This is a genomic window from Chryseobacterium sp. Leaf404 (assembly GCF_001424145.1).
Taxonomy (GTDB): domain Bacteria; phylum Bacteroidota; class Bacteroidia; order Flavobacteriales; family Weeksellaceae; genus Chryseobacterium.
Window position 1 is genome coordinate 51,442 of sequence record NZ_LMQM01000010.1, and the last position, 19,786, is coordinate 71,227.

A 19,786-nucleotide genomic window follows, 5' to 3' on the forward strand; every position below is an offset into this window, starting at 1 on the left:
CAGATTATATGATTTTACACGGTTGTTCCGTTTGCATTTGTTGGTTTGGATAAATCCCAATTGCTGTTGGCAATCTGATCCAGGAAACATTTTGTTCTGTAGTTGGTTTTCCGCAAAAGCTGTTTAGAATGCGTTGTAAGCCATGCGTGCCGCGCTTCTGTATATTTTTTAATCCATTTTTTTTCGTCGCCTCCATTTACGGGAACATTTTCGGCAAATTTTTCCCGTATAAACGCCGGAACGCTACCGGAATGAATGTAGCTGTCATAGATCACAAGCAGACTCAATGCCTGCTTGAATTTGTTTTTCTCGAAAAAATGGAAAGCCGGTTGGTAATACAGCACCTCAAAAAAGTCGTCCTGAGATTTCCTCATCAAGGGATCCTGTTTCGCTGCTTTTTTGAGCAAACTTTTAAACGCAGCGTCATCTACCAAAGGTATTTTTCCAATTTTCGGGAGATAAATTTTAAATTCTCCTGCAAAAGCACCTTTGTTGGCAATATATTTTTCAATCAGAGCTTTCAGGTTGCCCTGTTCTGTAGTCTGGCTCCGTCCGTAAGTGATTTGTCTGGAACCGTTTTTTCCGTCCGGGTAGGTTGCAATCAAATCATATTTGCCTTCTTTGGTTCCGGTTTCAAATACATTGATGATTTGAATGATTTTGTTTTTCTGTGCAGCTGTAATCATAATTTTCAAATTTAATTATTTTGCCCAATTTTCTATACTGAAAACATCCAGAGGTGATTTTCTGAAGTTTCTGACTCTCTTGTAAACGCCATCACCGTTGCTGGATCCGTCATTATTTGTGTTTCCTTCAATGGTAATGAAGGTATCCCCGATAATATCAACAATAATTGCGGTATGTATCCAGTCAGACTGCGATTTCCTTACCAAAAGTACATCTCCTTTTTTTGCGAGACCAGAATTTATTCTTAATTTTTCGTTTCGTATCAATACATTTTTCTGAATACCGTGAGAGCCCACAGTATCGCAACTGTAACTTACGGGCATCATATCTGTGAAATTTTTGCCGTGCAGTGATGTTGCCTGATCCAGAATTGCCTGCACAAAACCCATACACCAAAGCCAGTTTGATCCTTCGTTACCGCCCATGTAGCTTCTTACCCACGGCCCGCAGTTGGTTTGCTGCTTGATAACGAGCTCAAAAGGGAATCCTTTTAAATGATGATGGGCAACCTCTGAAATTGTCTCTCTTAAATTTGCTTTTCTTGAGGCTGTTTCAAATGAACTTTTGATATTCAGGCATAATTTTGAAAACAGGGGAGGTGTAACAATTCCGTCTGCCGGTAAGCCTAAAAATTTCTGATAGTTTTTCACGGCAACTTCTGTGGCGGGTCCGTAATCTCCGTCAATTCCCGTCATAGTTCCTATTCCGCGATGCTGTCTTTCCTGAAGACAAAGCCACGACTGTATTTTTTCAACGTCTGCTTTTTTGTTTGCCAAACCTTTTCTCACAGTGGCTGCGCTAAGGCTTAATTCTTTTAAATACTGAGTTTTTTTCATGGTAATTTTATTCTGAGTTATTAGTTTTAAATATTAATTATTCCAGTGACAGAACATAATCTGCTCCATCCAAGGGGTTTTTACGTTAGTGACCGACCACGGAATCTTGTTGAGAAGAACATCAAATCCTTTTTCTTCGATGTAAAGTTCTGATGCGCGCTCCTTAAATTCCAACTTACCTTTTCGCTGCAGAAATGTTTCCCGAAGCGCGTCTGTAGAAGAATTCCCCATCACGCTCCAGTGCTGTATCGCTGCCTTCAGAAGATCTTCGCAGGCTTCTTTTTCGTCTTCATTTAAAGTGATATTGACGTTGATGACCTCATCAGAAGGCAATCCACAGAGCAGTTTATTCAAAGTCATCTCATGTTCCTCAAAAAACTCATTACCGTAAACTAAAAAATGCATCAGCAACACAGATCTGTGCGCATCTGCTACAGATTTCCACACATTGTTTTCAGTAAGGTTCAGCTGCCCGAAAAGTGATAAAAAAAATGGATGAAGAATCGTAAGTCCCGCATTTTCTACATAGATAAAATCTGCAATATCGGTTGCTGTTTCATCTGAAAAGTCGTCTTTTACATCAGAATTGATGTGGTTTTTCCAGTTTTTAAACAAATCTGATTTTTCATTTTTTTGGTTTTTATCTGAATCGAAAAATTCTGAAATTTTTTCTTCTCCCACATCCCAATATTTTTTTGCCGACAGCGCTGTAAAAGCAAAAGCATTCTGATTCTGCCTGATTTCATTTGACAACATCAACATCAGAAATTCTGAAAAGCGCTTTTTCTCTTCCGGATTATGTTTTTTCACAAGGTTTTCAGCCCCGGAAAAACTGTTATTCATATCTGAAAACCTGTAAACTTCGTATCTGAAAATTGCAGGCACAGAAAAAATCCACCGAAGAACAGCGTTATACTGATCTTTAAAACTTTCCATAATTTTCAGATAAAATATTTCAGAAATTTTAATTTGGCCAATTATTGATTTTACATCTGAAAAAACAGAATTATCTGAAATTCTGCCACTTTTTAAAAATTGCAGAAATAAATTTTCGGCAAAACCGGCAAGAGACAGTTTAGTAAACTCAGACTTTTCATCAGCATTTTCAGCAGTTGAATTTTGATGATGATGGTTCAGTTTAAAAAAGTATTCAATCTGATCAAGAGATTTTTTTACGGTTTCTTCTTTCCAGTTTTTTTCGGATATTTCAGAAATTTCTATTTCCAGATGATCAATGAGCCAGATTTGGTCTTTTTCTGAATACTGATCGAAAATTTTTCCCAGCTGGGGATAAAATTCTTTTTCTAAAACATAAGACAGATTTGCACTCACTTCCTTGCCCAGGTTTGCTGAGGAGCAGTTGATATCAAAAATATGTTGGCGGATGAGATGCATTTTTTACACTTTTCCTAAATAGAAATTTGGATAATGAAAGGTAACGGAGCTTACAGCGAAACCAGTTGCAATTCCCAGTTCGCTCCCATTTTTAATGTAATAAGTGTTGTTAAAATCGAAAACAATTCCTTTTTCACTGAAGAAAATGCTCGTACTTAATGGATAGTCGATCAAAGTCTCTCCTGTGGAAATTGTAAAAGGAATAAAAAATCTTACGTTTGGTGCATCAAAAGTGGTAATTGTTTTTAAATATTCCAGAATTTTTAAATCCTGCTGTTGGAAAGGGAAAATGAAAACATTGTTAGACATATTGCTCGTTGCATTATTATTTGTTTTTCTGATTTCCAGCCTGAAGGTAAAATTGAGATACTGCCCTTTGATACCTTTAATTGAATAATGTAAAGCGTTTTGCATCTGATCAAAAACCGGATTTTTATCTGTCCAGTAATGAAAAAAATCTACACCTGGATTCTGCGGAAAAGGCAGATTTTCTGTGTAATTTAAAATTTCGGTAAGTACATCCCGCACTTCCTGAGCGGTATTGTTACCTTTGTCTTGTATTGCAGCTATTTTTGCTTCTGCGGTCTGTCTGGTTGCCATGGTATTTTGCTTTTCGAGTTATCGGTTGGTATTAAAATCTTCACTGTTGAAATCGGGGTAATCAAAATCTCCGTTTTTTGGTTCAGGATCTGGTTCAGGTTCCGGTTCAGGCTCTTTTTCTCTGCCAAGTACAAAACTGATCGCATCGCCGTCACCACAGCAGATGTATGGAATATAGAAATCTGCGATCACGGTTTTATCTGCAATGCTGTCCTGAACGGGAAGCAGAATATTGGGATTGAAATAATAGGTCAGATATTTATTGAGATCTAAAGCAATCTCAGGATGATAGTAAGTGATGTAATTCTGCATTTTCTGCACAGAATTTTCTATAAAATTACTGTAATTCACATGTGTAGCTTTTGACTGTAGATTTCCCACCACAGTTACTTCATCCAAGGCAGCTGTACGATCTCGTACAGGCTCAGTATTTTTCAAATCTGTAAATCTGAAAGATCTTTTTTTGGCAGGGGGATTTTCTTTATAGACCAAAATAAAAGTTCCTCCACGTGTAACTCCCGCTTTATGATCAATCCCGGGATTTTTTTCTATAAATCTCTGTAAAGAAAGTCTTTTGCCCAGCTCTTTCCATTTTTCCTGTGTCGCCTGAAATAATGCTCTGAACTCGCCTTTTTCGCAAACCATAATCACCTCATCAAGATGATCAATCAAATCTTCATCAAATCTCACATCTTCCTTCCGTGCATTGAGAACAGCTTCCCTTAAAGTGACTGAAAGTTCTTCAATCTTCTCATAAACCGGGATAAACTGATGGTAAGTTTTGAGAAAAGAAGTGAGAGATTCGTTCATGAAATTTCTTCCCTTTTTTAAATACCGAACATACTGATCAAAAAATTTCTGATCTTTGATATACCTGTTCCCACGGATGGTTTCCTGATTAAATTCCAGCCATTCTATTATTTTTCCGATTACGTTTTCCCAGTTTCTGCGTACCAGATCATAATCAAGCTCCAAATAGCCCCAATCTGTGTCATCTGTTGCAAGATGAAGAGGAAGATCAGCAAACTGTACAGCATTGAGAGCCATCACTTTAAAAGGCAGCTGATGTGTCTGCTGAATTTTTAGAATTTCTGAAAGGGCATCCTGATAATTTTTTCCGATATGACCTTCAATCCGGAAGAAACTGTAATCTTCAAGCTCAAACAGAAGTGGTGTTTTCACTTCATTTTTTGAAGTGTACAGGTGATGAAGCGAATGATAAGAAAGTACAGAATCACTTTGCTTTTCCATGGTAAGTTTGGGATTCCAGTGATCACGGAGGGTGAGAATATCGTCATAGTAATAAGGCAGAGACTTCTCTGAAAGCTTGCTGCTGCCAAATTGGGAAGGTGTAATTCTGACCGGAAGATTTTTCCCAACTTTAAATGAACTGATGATGTGCGCAAGTTTTTCAAAAAGGATTTTGATTTCTTCTTTACTCTTCATGCTTTGTGAAGAATTTCCCGCAGCGAAAAACGGTGTTCTGTAAGATAAAGACTCTTCGTTATTTCCACCCAAAACAACATGAAAAGGGAACAAACCATCATCTGCACAACATATAGAAAAATCATTTTTGCTGTGAGCTTTAATCTCGCTGTAAGCTGAGATGATGTCTGAAATCCAATCCCAGAAGTACTGAACGTTGGTAGTGCCCTTGTAAGATTTCAGATTTTTTTCCAAAACAGATTTACAGTCGTTTAAAATATTCAGACTTTGCCCTGTAATTGCTTTGTATTCACTGTAAATCTTTGCAACAGCATCAGAAATATTTTTAAAAAACGCTGTGCTGAAAGGTGTTACGAAGTTTTCAAGAACTTTTTCAGGACTGAGAATATCATTAAAAGGAACATTATACCTTGGAAAAACAAGCGGGCTGAAGTTACAGGAAGGATATCTGGGGAAAAGCTGACTGCTGAAATCAGATTCAGATACCGCGATGGGACGAAGATTAAATTCCAGTCTCTTGCCTTTATCGTCACAGTTGGTAGTCACACAGTTTTTTTCGTCAACCAAAGTAATTTCGAGCAAAAGAATAATCAGTTTTTCATCAAAAAAATCATTCTGAATTATTATTTTCTCTTCATCAGAACTTTCGGAGGGCATAAGCTCGTAAATCTTTTTTAAAGCATGATAGTTTTTACTGTGTTTAAAAATATTGTCGAGATAGGCTTCCTCTTTGTAATCCGGCGTCAGAAAAAGGTCAGAAAGCTGAGTTTCTTTGTAATGCGTAAGCAGCTTCTCATTCCAGCTGATTTGAAAACCCAGTGATGTTACCGCAGAACCGCAGGAAATTTTAACCTGATTTTTTACAGGAAAATTGAGTTCAAGACCGCAGGAAATACCGATGCCCGTGAGGTTTTTTCTTGTAATTCTGTCCTGTTCTTCCAAATGACTTACCGCAAGATTGAGATCTTTCTGGCTAAGCACCTGATCGGCTTCAAAAACAGGATATGATGAGGTATTATACGCTTTCATGGTGGTGTTTTTATAAGGTTCCTAATGATGTACTTCCGAGTATGACCGGGTTTTTTGTTTCGCTGATATGGCAATCGTACAGATTTCCTTCAGGATAAATGGTATTGAGTTTTTTCAGTGCTTTTACCAAATCTCCAAGCTTTTTCACATAGTTTTTTTCGTCTTCCTGTTTCAGTTTGTGACTGCAGAATTTTTTTCGGTAATCTCTGTAGACTTCCAGCCAGCTTCTGTAGGTTTTCTGAAATTCCAGCATATCTTCGGGATTTACCCAGCAAATTTTCAAAAGAATGTGAGCCGGTGCCTCCTGGCGAAAGACTTTTTCTGCAAACTTCCGGAATATAAGATTTCTGAATCTCGAAAGATAGCCGGGAAGCACCACCGTTGTCTTAAATGAATAAGGATCATCGTTGGCCTCGCTGCTGCAGCCATCATTAAGGCATACAGAGAGCAATTCTTCATCTGTAAAATAAGCTACATTGAAAGGTCTCAGCAGAATATGCTCCAGACAGAAAAAATTTTCATAATAATTATTCAAAATTGAAATCAGCAAAACAAGATAATCGTAAGCCTGCTGTTCTGTTTCAAATTTCTTTTCTAAGCGAGCCATTTTCCGGGTTCTGTCTTTCAGGTATAAGTAATAATTTCCTGAAAAAAAATCTGTTTTATAGATGTTCTGATCCAGAAAGTTGAGCTGCGACCAATTCCATTTTGCTTCAAGGTCTGAAGCAGGATTTACAATTTTAAACAAGAAACTTCCGCTTTCTGTTTCTACAGTCCATTGTTTTTGCTGAGAATCTTCTGTTACAATATTTCGCAATCCGATATGATTAATGCCCAGCAGTCTGGCGACTCTTTTTTCGTAACCTCCCCGATGATCTGTTTTCCAAAAAGGCTGGAAATCATTCTCACTGTCGGCATTCCAATAATCTATTCCTAAACCTCTGTTACTGCTGATCTCCGGATAGTCTGCGAGAAAATTCTGTTTGTCTGAAATAATATCTTTACAATCAAAACTCAGGTGAGAAGAAGTGCTTTGTGTAATCTGATACATCGTAAAAACATATTCATTGAAACTTTCTGCAAATCTTGCCAGAAGGTGATCCAGCGCTCTGTTTCTGCGGTCACTGAACGAAGTTTCAGTTTCGTAAAGTATTTCTGTTGCTGCACCGGAAAAATTTGAGTCAATCACTTTTTTTCTGTCGGAACTGAAAATTGCCTTTGAGTAAAAATCTTTTCCTGTAAAGTCGTCTGTCTCGAGCGAAGCCGGAAAATAAGTCTGATGAATAGTTTCTGTATTCAACAGACTTCCGGCATTGTAAAGCTGATTAAAAAAATCTGACAAAATCTGCTCATAGAAATACAGATAACCCTGGAGCTGCTTTGCCTGAGCTTTTCTGAGTGGTGTTTCTTTATCCGAAATTTTATTTTTTCCCAAACCATAGGCCGCAGGAAAATCATTCTGAATACTGTAATATTTATTAACCTCAAAATATTCTCCGCTTCCAATTTCAAAATCCTTAGAAATGCCGTTGAGTTTTCTGTGCTGAACCCTGCTTTTGTTCAGCGTTACCTTTTGATCTGCCAGCATTTGCTGGGTTTCATTCAGTAAAAACGGTATATTTTTCTGAAAAAGCAGCAGTTTGGATCTTTTCACATCAAAAACAGGTTTTTCTTCACCAGACAGTTTCAGCACCCACTTCTCATTGGTTGCGCCAGTAATTGGTTTCCCTAAAAGACTGTAAGCAGTCATCATCAGATTTTTCACAGAAAGCACTTCCGGAATTTCCATTAAAACGGCAATAATGTCTGAAGCATGAATTTCTTTCAGCAGCTGAGCCCTTTCAAGTTCAGAATCCTTCAGAAAACCGTGCATAAGCTTTGGCCCTGAAAAAATATCTTCCGCGTGAATGCCATCTTCCACCAGTTGATTTAAAGTATAAAAATTAATTTTTGGATTTATGATATTATCGATGGTAATCTGAATTTTACTCATCGCATCAATCGCATCAGCAGATGGAATGAGCTCAATATCAGCACAGATTCCGATGTTTATTTTTCCGATAATTTCCACACATAGATAATCCTCACCGAGACCTCTGTTTTTGTGCAGTTTTGAACTGACCTGAGCTAAAATCTCCTCAATTTTTATTTTTTTATCTGCAAAAAGAGATATGAATTCAGTCACAGGTTTTTCGGTTTTAAAGTGATTTAAAATTAAATCTGTCTCAGAAGGATCATCAGCAAAAATTCTGAAATGAAGTTCCTGTTCAGGTTTTGTATATCTGTGAACTAATATGAATACTGTATCGCCCACTTTTTTCACATTATTCACAGAAATTTCTCCGGGTTTATTCATTGTGGTGAAAAAACCAGCTCTTGGATCGCTCCAGTCTGTAAACTGAGGAATAATCTTGCAGGTTACCCAATGATCTTTCCCCCAAAAAGCAAAGTTCATCAGTAAAGAATTCAGATCTCCAAAATCAGGGTGCTCATCCAGTTCAATTTTAATCCTGTTTAAACCGCGCAGTTGAAGTTGAGGAATTTTCTTTCCTGATGAACCGGTGTTTTTAAGACTCAAAATATCATCCTTCCGATTGATGAATATTTTTGTTTCAGCATCATTTGGAAGCCAATATCCATCAGAATTTATTTCATTTTTATTCGGAATGAGCCATGCATTGGAGATTCCATCGGTATCCATCAGTAACTTTCTGTAATCATTACCCGTAAGTGCAGCGTTGGTGTAAATTTCAGCTGCTGTAAAAAAAGTTTTATTATTTATATATCCGTTTTGGCCTGTGAGCAGATCCTGAATATTAAAATCTGAGCGGTATCCCAGTTCTGTAATGGCATAGCAGAGAACTTCCAGGATCGTTACACCGGGATCGTGCGCGTTGTAATCTGTCCAGAATTTGCTTCCCAGACGCTCCACATATTCCAGCCCGGATTTTACAAGGAAGTGAAAATCCTGTGACGGTGGAAGCTGCCGGTCTCTGCTGATGAAATGTTTTGTTTCCATGATCTGTGTTTTAAATTTCCAGAATTTGATGGTTTTCAGTGGGTATAAATAAGGTAAAATCTGTTCGTGGGCTCACTTTATCAGCATTTTTTACCGGATTTCCTTTCACTTCATAATTTTCATCCAAAACATACTGAGTTACAGAAAAATCTGTGAGATATTCTACATAATACTGATTGTCGATAAGTTTAATCAAAGAAGAAAATTCTATATTCTGAGCAAAATCCGTATCCTGATGATCAAATGCCCACGGGGAAAGAAACTCATTGATTGTCTTAATCAATTCCTGTTTGTAAACCGTACTGTCTGTACCTGCGTTTTGGTGATATTTCACTTTAAAATTGAGTTGAACCCTTTCAGCCTGGGGAGGTTTTACAATAATTCTTGCATGGGGTGAAGTGATTTCTGCCAGAAAATCTTTAATCTGGAGCATCTTATTGAGGCTCAGCAGAGGCCGCCAGTGGATCACCTCATTTGAAGATAATTTTGCAACAGGAATTATGGTAACGAAGCCAGCAGAAACACTTGAAATTTCAGTATCATACCGGTAATGGGTCAGTGTTTTTACACGGTAAATTTCCGGGAAATGCTGCAGCAGAATATGCTCATAATCCCATGATGTTACAGCTCTGTTTTTATGTTTCAGACGCTCGCTGGTTCTGGTGTAGAGATTTTCATCTTTCTCCTGAACCCTTCCGCCAAAAGAAGAATAAGGCTGATTTATTTTTTTAATCCCGTTAACGGCTTTATAGCTTTTACTGATCGTTCCTTTGGGAGTAATTTCGGTGAAAACGCTTCCTTTTTTTTCAAAATCTATCAGTTTTGTCTTCACAGCCTGATGGTGTATTCCTAAAAATCTACATACCGCACGCACATCTGACACAGAAATTCTGATCCAGAATAAATTTTCGGCTAAAAGTGTGTTTTTTGCATTAAAATCTGGAACTGTAAACGATGCAATACCGCTTTGTGTGATCGAATGCGTTTCGTCTGCAAAAGAATTTGCAGCAAATTTTTCCCATTTGTTTTCAGATAAAAATTCCCATTCGATTTTGGCAGGCGGAAGTTGCGGATTTGCGGTGCCTTCTTCCAACTGAATTAAGAAACTGAGACTGTCCTTTGGACGAGAACTTCCGAACGCAAGATAGATAAAGCCGTGAAAGTTATCAACTTTTGAAAATTTTAAATTTCCCGATACAATTTTCTGATATCCAAATGGTTGACCAATGAAAATTTCTGTCTGAAAATCTGAATCTGATGCCAGGTTGATTTTTTCTTTGGCAGAATAATTAAAAATAAAACTTTTGATTCTGGGTTTATACGGAAGCGCACCTGTGGATCCATCTGCTATGATTTTACTTGCTGCCACAAAATCCTGCAGATATTTTTCACCGGAATAATCAGGATGAAAGAGCTCAATCCGCAACTTTTCAGAACTGCTGTTTTCAGAAAAACTGTAATTGCTCACCAAAAAATGATTGGTGACTGCAGAAAAAGTCTCAGAGTGGTCTTCTTTACCGGTATTGTCCTGCTGATAGACTTTCACTTTATCATTAAGCCAAAGCGACGGATTTATATCTTTATCTGTCTCTGCCACAAAGTGCGCTACCGCATTATTTTTCATAAAGAATTCACCAGATTTTAAGGTAAAGCCATTGCCGTTTTTAGGAAATTCACTGAAAGGATAAAACGGTTTCGCAGGATCGATGCTCCCAAAATCTGATTCAATCTCGTAAGTAGTGAAATTTTCAACCTGAATTTCAAGATCAATCTCATGCACAGAGTTAATACTATTTTTATGCTTTGGAATGATTTGAAGTACCGGGAAAACGGTCTTTATTTTTATTTCAGAATGGATTTCAGGATCAAATGGAATAATTGCTTTTTCAGTATCCGGAATCTCAATTTTTATAAAAAGATCAGAAGAACTGCCGGTTTTCTTTTCTGTAAATGTATTTTTGAGCTGGATGATTTTCTCTTCGCCAGTGATGTAAAATTCAAAATCTGAATGACTGAAATTCTGATGATTAAAACGAAGATAGACCGTTCTTGTGCCACTCTGTAAAAATAACAGCGGACTGGCAATTAAAATATCTTCTCTGCAAGCCTGTCTGTCTCTACGGAAAACATCAAAACTTTCTCCCGTACCATTGATTTTGATAAGATTTTCAGACTTATAGAATTTTTCGCTCTCAGCGTACATGGAGGAAAACTGATGCAGCCTGATCTGATTAATCACCTGATCATTAATGGACCCATAATATTTGTTTTCACCGGCTGTGTTTTTACCGGCTGGAAAAAGCGTATTCGCAGGAAGGAGGAAGGTTGCTGTTTTTTGTGGCTCAATGGTCAGATAAACCATGTCTGGCTGTGCACTTTTATGCTCTGTTAGAATTACATCTTTATAATAAAAATCGAGGTGTTTTTTAGTAAACGTATTCAGTTGGTCTTTTGCGAGATCAAGAAGCTTTAAAAAAGAAAGAAAGAGTGCATAATGAGGATGATGGCTGTCATAACTGCTTAACTGACGGTCTACGGCAGACTTTGCAAATTCTTTCCAGCTTGAAAGAAATCCAAAAAACTGATGAAGCTTTCTGGTGTAGAAAGGATTTTTCAGAAAATTTCTGATTTCAAAATTGGTTTCAGAACTTTTAATATTGATATCTGCAGTTATATTTTGAAGCTGGCTGACAACAATTAAAAGACTTCCTATCAGGTTTTCTTTAGCGGTTATCTGATCATCTAAACCCTGAATTTTCTTGGATATACTGATCAATTTTTCAGTACATTCCAAAAAATAATATTTTAAAATCTGAATCTGATGATCGCGGTTTGTGCTGAGATCAATTTCTTTTTCTGCGGTTCTGTACTTATTCTGAAGGAAATCGATATTCCAGTGGGCAATACTGATGATGACTGATGTAGATTCACTTTCGAAAAATGCCGTCCAGCTGCCGTCTTCTGTATTATTTTCATCATAATATTTCACATATTGAGACAACTTCTGTACGAAAAGAATGTAATCTTCAGCCGTACGTTCGTCCACAAGGAAAAAATCAGGCAAAAGCGCAGGCTGAAGCCTTTCACGCTGCGTGGTGCCGTTGCTTTGATGAATAGACATTGAAGATAAACAGTTTTCCATAATGTTTAAGGTTTTACGAAAGTGCCTTCTTTGATGTAGTAAGGGAATACAAAGTTTTTCCGGGAGTTTGTTGCCCGGATTCTGTATGTAATTTCGATGTTGATCATTCCGTCCGGATTATTTTCATTAAAAAAATCTACGTCAAGTAAATCAACGCGCGGTTCGTATTTTAGAACAGCACTGGTGATGATTCCTTTAATTTTGGTAAGAAGAGTAATGGTAATATTGTCGTAAAGCATTGAAGTGAGATCACAGCCAAAATCAGAACGCATCACTCTCTCTTTCAATTGAGTAGAAAGAAGAATCTGCAGACTCTGATACACATCTTCTTCGTCTGAAACAGTTTTTACCGCAGCCTGAATTTTGCTGAAAGTGGGCGGAAATGCCCAGCCCGTTCCCAGGAAAGTTTTTGGTTTCATGATTATAGTTTTTTGTATAAAGTACTGGTTTTCTGATTGTTTTATCCCCCGATATTTACCGTTGGGCATCCTGCAATCACAACGCCTCCGTGAGCCGTGCTGTCTCCTGCTCTTACAGCAGGTTTTCCTCCAATCATCACCGTTGAAGAACCTTTCACAATGCTGTCTGGCGGACCTGTGCATACACAGCTGTCTCCCACCACTGCGGCAGGCATTCCTCCAATTAAAACACTGGCATTTCCTCCCGGAAGTATGGGACCACCCACGTGAGGAACAGTTCCGTTTACCATAGGGCATGTATGCATATCGCTTACTCTCGCTGCTATTCCCATATTAATTAATATTTATGATTGAACCTTTTAAATTCAACACTGCTGAAGCACTGGCTTCCATCTGAACACTGTTGATTTTGATGTTTCCAGTGGCTTTCAGATTCAGATCTTTGCTGCTTTCTATGGTAATTCCCTGGCTGTCCATCACAATTTTATTATTGTTTTCGTCCTGTAGAGAAATTCCTTTAAGATCTTCACTTACCGTGATTGTATTTCCGTTTTCTGTGGATATTTCAATGCTTTTTTTATCATCATCCAGTCTTATTTTCATTCCTTCTTTCGTGGTGAAGCCTTTTATAAGATTATTTTGAGTGATACTTTCAGGCATCGGTTTACTGCTGCTGAAAAGACTTCCCAAAATCACCGGCGTATCCGGATTATTGCCTATGCATCCCACAATTACCTCATCACCAACATCCGGAATAAAAATGCTGCCCATATCTTTTGAAGCGTTCAGTGTCGCCAGTCTTGCCCAGACGCCCTCGCCATTTTCCGAAAGCAGAGGAATTCTTACTTTGATTCTAAACTGCCCGTCGGGATCTTCAAGGTCTGTCACAATACCGATCTGCATTCCGTTTATTGAATTAGACTGACCCATTTCCGCCTGCACATTATTTATTCCGGAAGTCGTATTTTGGGTGAAAGATCTTTCGTTTTCAAACCCAAAAGTAAATTCGGTTTTCCAGCATCCATTTTCTATAATATGTTCTTCACCGGTGATGAGCAGTTCTTTTCCATCAATTTCCGGATTTACTTTATTAAAGATCAGGTAATTCCCTATTTTAGCTTCAAGATTTCCGAAAGTACTTACCTTTCCGTTTACAGAGGCGATATGACTTTTGGCAAGAACGGCGTCTGCAATTCTCTGCAGCGTTTCTGGTCTGAGATTGGTTTCGCTTATTCTGATGGTGTGCGGATTGTCTTCTGCATTCTGCTCTGATGAAATCTCACTTACCTCCTGATTATCGCTGTCCCAGTGCTGAATAGTAACAGAAGATTTCCTCACTTCAGGATCTGTTTTTCCACTGAAAGTGAAGATGTTGATTCCGTTTTCTGCCCTGTATTTAACGTCTTTTTCACCGCTGTTGATGTCTACGGCACTAAATTCACCGTTTCTGAGCGTGACGGGCATCCCTACAGAATCTAAAAAACCGACGAGATAATCCCAGGGAGAAGTGGTTCTGTTGTGTGTAATGTGCTCAGCTCCCCAGCTCTGCCCTGAAAGACTATGGTCTAAAGTTAAATTTGATGTATAGCTGATCAGTTTATCTTCAAAAGTTTCGGTATCATTTTGTTCACTGTTTGAATTCTGCAGCAGGTTCTGAGCAATATCTTTACATTCAATTTTTGCAACTACATTACCGTTCTGATGCTGAATATCCAAGGATCTGATGACTCCCTGAAATAGAGTTTTCATTTCATTTTCTGAAGCAATTTTTACTTCCAGCGATCTGGGAGCAGTGTTTCCCGTTCTGTTTAAACTCCTCAGAGGTGAACTGTTTCCTTCTCTGAAATCTTCCTCTGCGCAGAGAAAAGTGAATTTTGCAAAAGGAATTTTATTCATCTCGAAATGCACTTTTCCTTCAGACAAAAAATGATCCAGGCCGCTGTTTTCGCCATCGAGATGAAATTCGAGCTTCAGCAGAGTCTCATCGGGATAAAAAGGTCTGATATCTGGCATTATTGTAAAAATTATTTGATTGGAGGAAATGTAATTTGCTGACCTGTTTCTAATTTTCTGAAAGTAAGCATCCTGTTGTTTTTGGCAACATCAATGTAGTAGCCGTCATTCTGATAGATATCTTCTGCAATCAGCAGGAGGCTGTCATTCATCCTGGCAGTTCGCTGATGGGTGAGATCGGGAGAACTTTTATTTTCCTGGGCAATCATTGTCTTATAATCAACCGTGCCTTTAAAAACACATTTCACTTTTGCGCGGATTGGTCTTCCGTCTTTTCGGAACAGCGTGTATTCTATTTCCATGTTTTTCAGACGGCAGTCTAATTTATAGCCGCCCCAGAGAATCCTCAGAAAAGCTGTCTGATGTGTATCCCCGCTGTAGCCCATGAGCAGTTTCCTGAAAGCTTCCACTTCCTTTTCTACTGTTTTCACCTCTCTATGAGTACTGAGCATGGTGGGTTTTACAGAATTTTCTGCATCTGAAAGGTTATCAGATAAGGTTCTTTCGCCCTTTCCGTCTACAATTTTCATGGGAGGAATGACACCGGAACTGTCAAATAAAAATTCAAAATTTACTTCTTCACCCTCGATTCTATTGAACCTGAGATCAGAACCTGACGTCCCAATCGCCTGTCCTTCACAGAAATCTACATTATGCTTCAGCGAATATTTTTCTGGATTCACCTGAACATAAATTGTTTTTTGCGGCGGCTCTGTAAATTCTTTTGTGGGGAAAACTTCAATCCGCATTTTATCGGTAATTCCTAATAGACCTGAGATCATCGCTGTGAATTTTCTTTAATTTTTTCGAGTACTTTCTGGATGCATTCGTTTACAATTTCCTGTTTCATCTCCTTAAACTCAGTTGAATTTATTTTAGGAAGCTGATTATAATTTTTGCTGTTTTGAGGGTCGCTGATATTTATTTTTATTTTCAGCTCTTTAATTTCAATCGGCATAATGCTACAACCCCAGAATAGGGATTTCTTTAAAAAAATTGTATCGTAAAGTCATCGTTTCAATCACAATTTTGCTTTCTTCAGCGTTGAAGTCTGCAATTTCATAGCTCAGCGGGATGGCATGCGAGACATACCACACTTTTACGGGATTCCCTTTTTCGTTGAGCAGCGAGACTGTAAGGTTGGCGGGTGAAAATACGAAATCTTCCAGCGCCTGTGCACACCACATCGAAATACCGGATATATCTGTGCCTAAGCCTCTTTTCAGAATCAGATCCTGATATCCGGATCTTGTGGGAAGACTGTGTTTAAATCTATTTTGGCCACCTTCGATTACCGATTCTGTATCCATCGTCACTTTCAGCCCGGAAACCGACTGAAATCTTGTATCTGCTAAAAAATGCGGAACCAGCTCAAATACCACCGAAAAATGAAAACCTAATATAAAACTGTTATCAGGCATGGCAGAATATTAAATGTATTCCACTCTAAAACCGTGATTGGCAATTTCCACTGTATCAATTGCGGCTTCGTTGGCATCGGCTTTCATATCTGTACATTTCAGTGAAACAATGAAACAGTCTTTTACAAACCAAACTACTTTAGGCTCATGATTTTCATCCAAAAGTGAAATGGTGATCGACCTTCTTTCCACAGTATTGAGTGCAACGGTATTGTACCACTCATAAAACTCATTATCGCCTGCAAAAACGCCTCTTTTGAGGGTAATGTTGCTGAGCTTCTGTAATCCGGGCATTTTCTTTTTAAAAAATTCCGGGCTTGAACCTACACGGTGTTCAATAACGTCCATTTCTTTGTTAATACCTGAAACTTCTGTAAATGCTATTTTGCTCCCGCCCCAGTCTACACTGAAATGAAATTTGGGAAGCGGAAAATCTCTGTTTGCCATAGCTTTGGTTTTAAATAGTTATTAGTTTTTATGATTTTTGCTGCATTTGTTTAAACTCCAGAATGATAAATTCTGCGGGTCTTGAAGGCGCATAGCCGATTTTTACGATCATTCTTCCTTCCAGAATATCCTGAGCAGACATCGTCTGATTTAAACCTACAGATACGAAAAATGCATGCTCCGGTTTACTTCCCGCAAAAGCACCGTCGTTCCATAATGTTGTGAGATAGTTATCAATCATTCCTTTTACATTCACCCAGGTCTGTGCGACATTGGGCTCAAAAACAAACTGCATACAGGCTTTTTTCACAGATTCTTCAATCATAATTGCCAGTCTTCTGACATTAATATAACGCCAGTCATTACTGTTCCCTGCAAGAGTTCTTCCGCCCCACACCAAAAATCCTCTTCCTGAAAATTTCCGGATGGCATTTACAGATTTTCCGGTTTCGTGAATGTTCATATCTTCCTGCTCTGCATCGTTGATATCGTCTGCCAAACCTACAATTCCGTTCAGACTTACGTTAGCTGGTGACTTCCAGACACCCCGTGAAGCATCAGTAAGAGCATAAACTCCCGCCACAGCACCAGAAGGCGGAATTGTATTCATTGATTGATTCAGTTTAGTAACCACCGATGAATAAAGAGGAAGCTGAGATATCAGATCATTTTCAATTTTAGATTCGTAATCAGATGACTTCTGAAGCAGCGAATTTAAGGTGTTTACAATCATTGTGTGAAGTTTGTCCAGCTCGCTGCCAATCTTTCCATAATGGGCAGCATCGTCTGCTCCGTCAGGATTTGATGTCAGTTTTTTCGCATAGATATTCACTGCCGATGGGGTAAAATGCGTTGCGGGAGGTTTTTTCCAGTCTGCATCCAGAAAAGTATCATCCAGCGCTGTATCCATCACAGGAGCGTAAGTAACACCATCTAATGTTTCATATTTTGCTTCAAAGTCAACAAGATTTTGAGATAAAGGCCGAAGACTGATTTTGATACTGTCTGAAATATAGCTTTCAAAATCTGAATTCGTAAGAAGGGAAGAGTTTTTCAGGAGACCAAGAAGACTCCAGCATTTTGAAACGTAGCTGTTGACGTCTGCCTCGTTAGCTACCGCTGTTGCGGGTTTGGTTTTAGCTGTATTTAAAGCTTCCCACGCATTTTCAAGGTTGGTAACATCCGTTTTTAAATCTTCAAAATTATTAATACTGCTGAGCGAACCGGGGTAGAGCATCTTAAAATCGACACCATTGCCCTGTATGTCTGAAAATCTGAAACTTTTCGGGACGTTTGAAATTAAATTGGGATAATAAGCTGCTCCGTATTTAAGTGAAGCATTGCCCACTGCGTCTCTGAAATCAGCCAAATCCGCTGTCATCCCGTCTTTTTGAATGACATCAAGAATTACAAATCGATCCATCAGTCTTTCGCATTGCATCAATGCCTGTTTCTGAATATTTCCCAGGCTCAGTTTAGGATTTGTACTTTCTACATTTACAGCATCAGGAAATAAAATCAGGGTGGGTTCATCCACATTTTCCAGCAGCTGAATTCCCTTTTTGGGAGAATTGCCGTAAAAGTCGCTTTCAGAAATCGTGCTCACCGCAGAACCATTGTTGTACTTCCCAACAGAAACGATATAGCAGATTCCGCCACCGTTGGCGTAGAAAAGCATCAGACTGTTGTACAGCTGAAACTTACTCTCCAGCGCAGTTGACTGGTCTGAAGGCATTCCGTTAGTATCCAAAACAACACTGATGCTTTTAGGAGCCGGCGGGCCTCCAAAAATCTGTTCAAATTCCATAAAGGACTGAATTCTCGTGGGAACTGCAGGACCTCTTTCTGTATATCCTAAAAAGGCGGGTACTGCTGTAGCTACCTGAGCTACCGAAGGTGGGAACGCATCAATCTCATTGATGTATACTCCCGGTGTTTTGATAGAGCTAAGATTCATGGTAGATTATTGTATTAGTTTTATTTTATCCCTGAAATTCTCCCGACTCGATTTCGCCGGCAGGATTATTTTTATTGTTTTCCCAAAGATGCAGCCGTACTTTTGTTATGATGCCTTCTTCGGAGACCTGAGATTCCTGTATTTCGCAAAGTCTCATTTTGTAAAGAACCGACGGCATGTATTTAGACCCAAGATAAGACCACATCTGATTTAGTTGTTCTGTACCCAGGCTTACAATTTCCATCGTGACTCTTTTATAATTTTGCTTCTCGCTTTCGGTTTTCTGATGAAAATTTTCTAAAGTAATCAGTTCTGAATGGTCATCCTTATAAAAAAAAGAATTGTGCTGCTGAAAGAATACTAAAATATGATTGAGTTTGTCAATTCCATCCAGATATTTATTCATTGCTTTATTGTAGGAAGCAAACAGTAAGGACAGTACGAAATACTGTGTGGGGTTTTTATATCTTGAAATCTGATCCTGATTTTCGTTATTTTTAAAGTACACCGTCTGATTTTTCATCGTCCGGTCTTCTTCAATATTTACAATGGAAAGAATGATTGGAGAACTGGTATCAAAAAATTCATCTCCGTCGTTTATGGTTGAAATATTTACAGTTTCAATCATAGTGCCGACAGGATCTACTAATCTGCATAGCAATTCAATCAATTTCCGGAGATTCATGGTGTTGTTTTATTAAAGTAAAGTTACTCATTTTCCGATACATACCATCCGTAAAATCACTATTTCCGCTACCGTATTTTTACGGTCTCTGAAGTGTGAAATTAAAAACAGAAAGAAAACACGCTCTGCTAAAGAGTTTTCATGGATAAAATATTTTTCATAAATTTTAAAAATATGTTTAAAATTATTTTTACATAACCTATTATTAGTAAATTATTTTTAAAGATATGCTGCTATCAGTGCAATTAACGAAGCCGCGATGCTGTTTTTAAAAAAAGGAGATCTTAATTTGCCCTTCGAAAAATTAATTTGAAATTAATTGTCAATTTATTTTTAAATATGAAAATTTTATATATCTTTGCACCCACAAAAAACAAGATAATATTTGTTTTAGATGGCCACAATCGGGGCGTAGCGTAGTCCGGTCATCGCGCCTGGTTTGGGACCAGGAGGTCGCAGGTTCGAATCCTGCCGCCCCGACAGTTTTAGATAATTTTCGAAAAAATTACAAATGGGTGCGTAGCTCAGCTGGATAGAGCATCTGCCTTCTAAGCAGACGGTCTCAGGTTCGAATCCTGACGCGCTCACAAAAAGAATCCGTCTCACAACTGAGGCGGTTTTTTTGGTAATTATTGCAGGATTTCGTATATTTATATCTGATAATCAGACAGTTGTTTATGAATTTTAAGC

Annotated in this window: 16 protein-coding genes and 2 tRNA genes; 2 read left to right on the plus strand and 16 right to left on the minus strand. The window is 38.3% G+C overall.

What is annotated here, in order from left to right; translation table 11 throughout:
- Window positions 1-14: 14 nt before the first annotated feature.
- Genes ASG31_RS05900 through ASG31_RS05975 form a run of 16 tightly spaced genes read right to left on the minus strand, consistent with a single transcriptional unit; the run spans window position 15 to window position 19,096 of the window.
- Window positions 15-686, minus strand: a complete 672-nt coding sequence (locus ASG31_RS05900) for a chitosanase (RefSeq protein WP_056029160.1) — start codon at window positions 684-686, stop codon at window positions 15-17.
- Window positions 687-701: 15 nt separating this feature from the next.
- Window positions 702-1,523: a peptidoglycan-binding domain-containing protein gene (locus ASG31_RS05905; RefSeq protein ID WP_056029163.1), complete on the minus strand. Its 822-nt coding sequence runs from the start codon at window positions 1,521-1,523 to the stop codon at window positions 702-704.
- 33 nt (window positions 1,524-1,556) lie between these two features.
- Window positions 1,557-2,918, minus strand: coding sequence for a contractile injection system tape measure protein (locus tag ASG31_RS05910; protein WP_056029166.1), 1,362 nt, complete (start codon window positions 2,916-2,918; stop codon window positions 1,557-1,559).
- Between the two features lie 3 nt (window positions 2,919-2,921).
- Window positions 2,922-3,518 (minus strand): hypothetical protein, encoded by a 597-nt coding sequence (locus ASG31_RS05915; RefSeq protein ID WP_056029169.1) that lies wholly within the window; start codon window positions 3,516-3,518, stop codon window positions 2,922-2,924.
- A gap of 18 nt (window positions 3,519-3,536) precedes the next feature.
- A complete protein-coding gene (locus ASG31_RS05920; RefSeq protein ID WP_056029172.1) occupies window positions 3,537-5,993 on the minus strand; it encodes a hypothetical protein in 2,457 nt (818 codons plus the stop codon).
- 10 nt (window positions 5,994-6,003) lie between these two features.
- Entirely contained in the window at window positions 6,004-9,012 is a 3,009-nt protein-coding gene (locus ASG31_RS05925; RefSeq protein WP_056029175.1) for a hypothetical protein, read from the minus strand.
- A 10-nt stretch (window positions 9,013-9,022) separates the two neighbouring features.
- Window positions 9,023-12,154 (minus strand): baseplate J/gp47 family protein, encoded by a 3,132-nt coding sequence (locus tag ASG31_RS05930; protein WP_117585821.1) that lies wholly within the window; start codon window positions 12,152-12,154, stop codon window positions 9,023-9,025.
- 5 nt (window positions 12,155-12,159) lie between these two features.
- A complete protein-coding gene (locus ASG31_RS05935) occupies window positions 12,160-12,573 on the minus strand; it encodes a GPW/gp25 family protein (protein ID WP_056029181.1) in 414 nt (137 codons plus the stop codon).
- A gap of 41 nt (window positions 12,574-12,614) precedes the next feature.
- The gene (locus ASG31_RS05940; protein ID WP_056029186.1) at window positions 12,615-12,905 is read right to left on the minus strand and encodes a PAAR domain-containing protein; all 291 of its coding nucleotides are present in this window, start codon (window positions 12,903-12,905) and stop codon (window positions 12,615-12,617) included.
- Window position 12,906: 1 nt separating this feature from the next.
- Entirely contained in the window at window positions 12,907-14,586 is a 1,680-nt protein-coding gene (locus ASG31_RS05945) for a phage baseplate assembly protein V (RefSeq protein WP_056029189.1), read from the minus strand.
- Between the two features lie 11 nt (window positions 14,587-14,597).
- The gene (locus ASG31_RS05950; RefSeq protein ID WP_056029194.1) at window positions 14,598-15,368 is read right to left on the minus strand and encodes a hypothetical protein; all 771 of its coding nucleotides are present in this window, start codon (window positions 15,366-15,368) and stop codon (window positions 14,598-14,600) included.
- Window positions 15,365-15,544: a DUF5908 family protein gene (locus tag ASG31_RS19170; RefSeq protein WP_056029196.1), complete on the minus strand. Its 180-nt coding sequence runs from the start codon at window positions 15,542-15,544 to the stop codon at window positions 15,365-15,367. Before ASG31_RS19170 ends, ASG31_RS05950 begins: the two co-directional genes overlap by 4 nt.
- A gap of 4 nt (window positions 15,545-15,548) precedes the next feature.
- Window positions 15,549-16,007, minus strand: a complete 459-nt coding sequence (locus ASG31_RS05960; protein ID WP_056029199.1) for a phage tail protein — start codon at window positions 16,005-16,007, stop codon at window positions 15,549-15,551.
- Between the two features lie 9 nt (window positions 16,008-16,016).
- Window positions 16,017-16,454: a phage tail protein gene (locus ASG31_RS05965; RefSeq protein ID WP_056029202.1), complete on the minus strand. Its 438-nt coding sequence runs from the start codon at window positions 16,452-16,454 to the stop codon at window positions 16,017-16,019.
- 28 nt (window positions 16,455-16,482) lie between these two features.
- Window positions 16,483-18,411, minus strand: coding sequence for a phage tail sheath family protein (locus tag ASG31_RS05970; protein WP_056029207.1), 1,929 nt, complete (start codon window positions 18,409-18,411; stop codon window positions 16,483-16,485).
- Window positions 18,412-18,436: 25 nt separating this feature from the next.
- Window positions 18,437-19,096, minus strand: a complete 660-nt coding sequence (locus ASG31_RS05975) for a DUF4255 domain-containing protein (protein WP_056029210.1) — start codon at window positions 19,094-19,096, stop codon at window positions 18,437-18,439.
- A 405-nt stretch (window positions 19,097-19,501) separates the two neighbouring features.
- Between ASG31_RS05975 and ASG31_RS05980 the strand changes: the two genes are divergently transcribed.
- Window positions 19,502-19,576 (plus strand) — tRNA-Pro (locus tag ASG31_RS05980).
- A gap of 33 nt (window positions 19,577-19,609) precedes the next feature.
- Window positions 19,610-19,683 (plus strand) — tRNA-Arg (locus ASG31_RS05985).
- Window positions 19,684-19,786 lie beyond the last annotated feature (103 nt).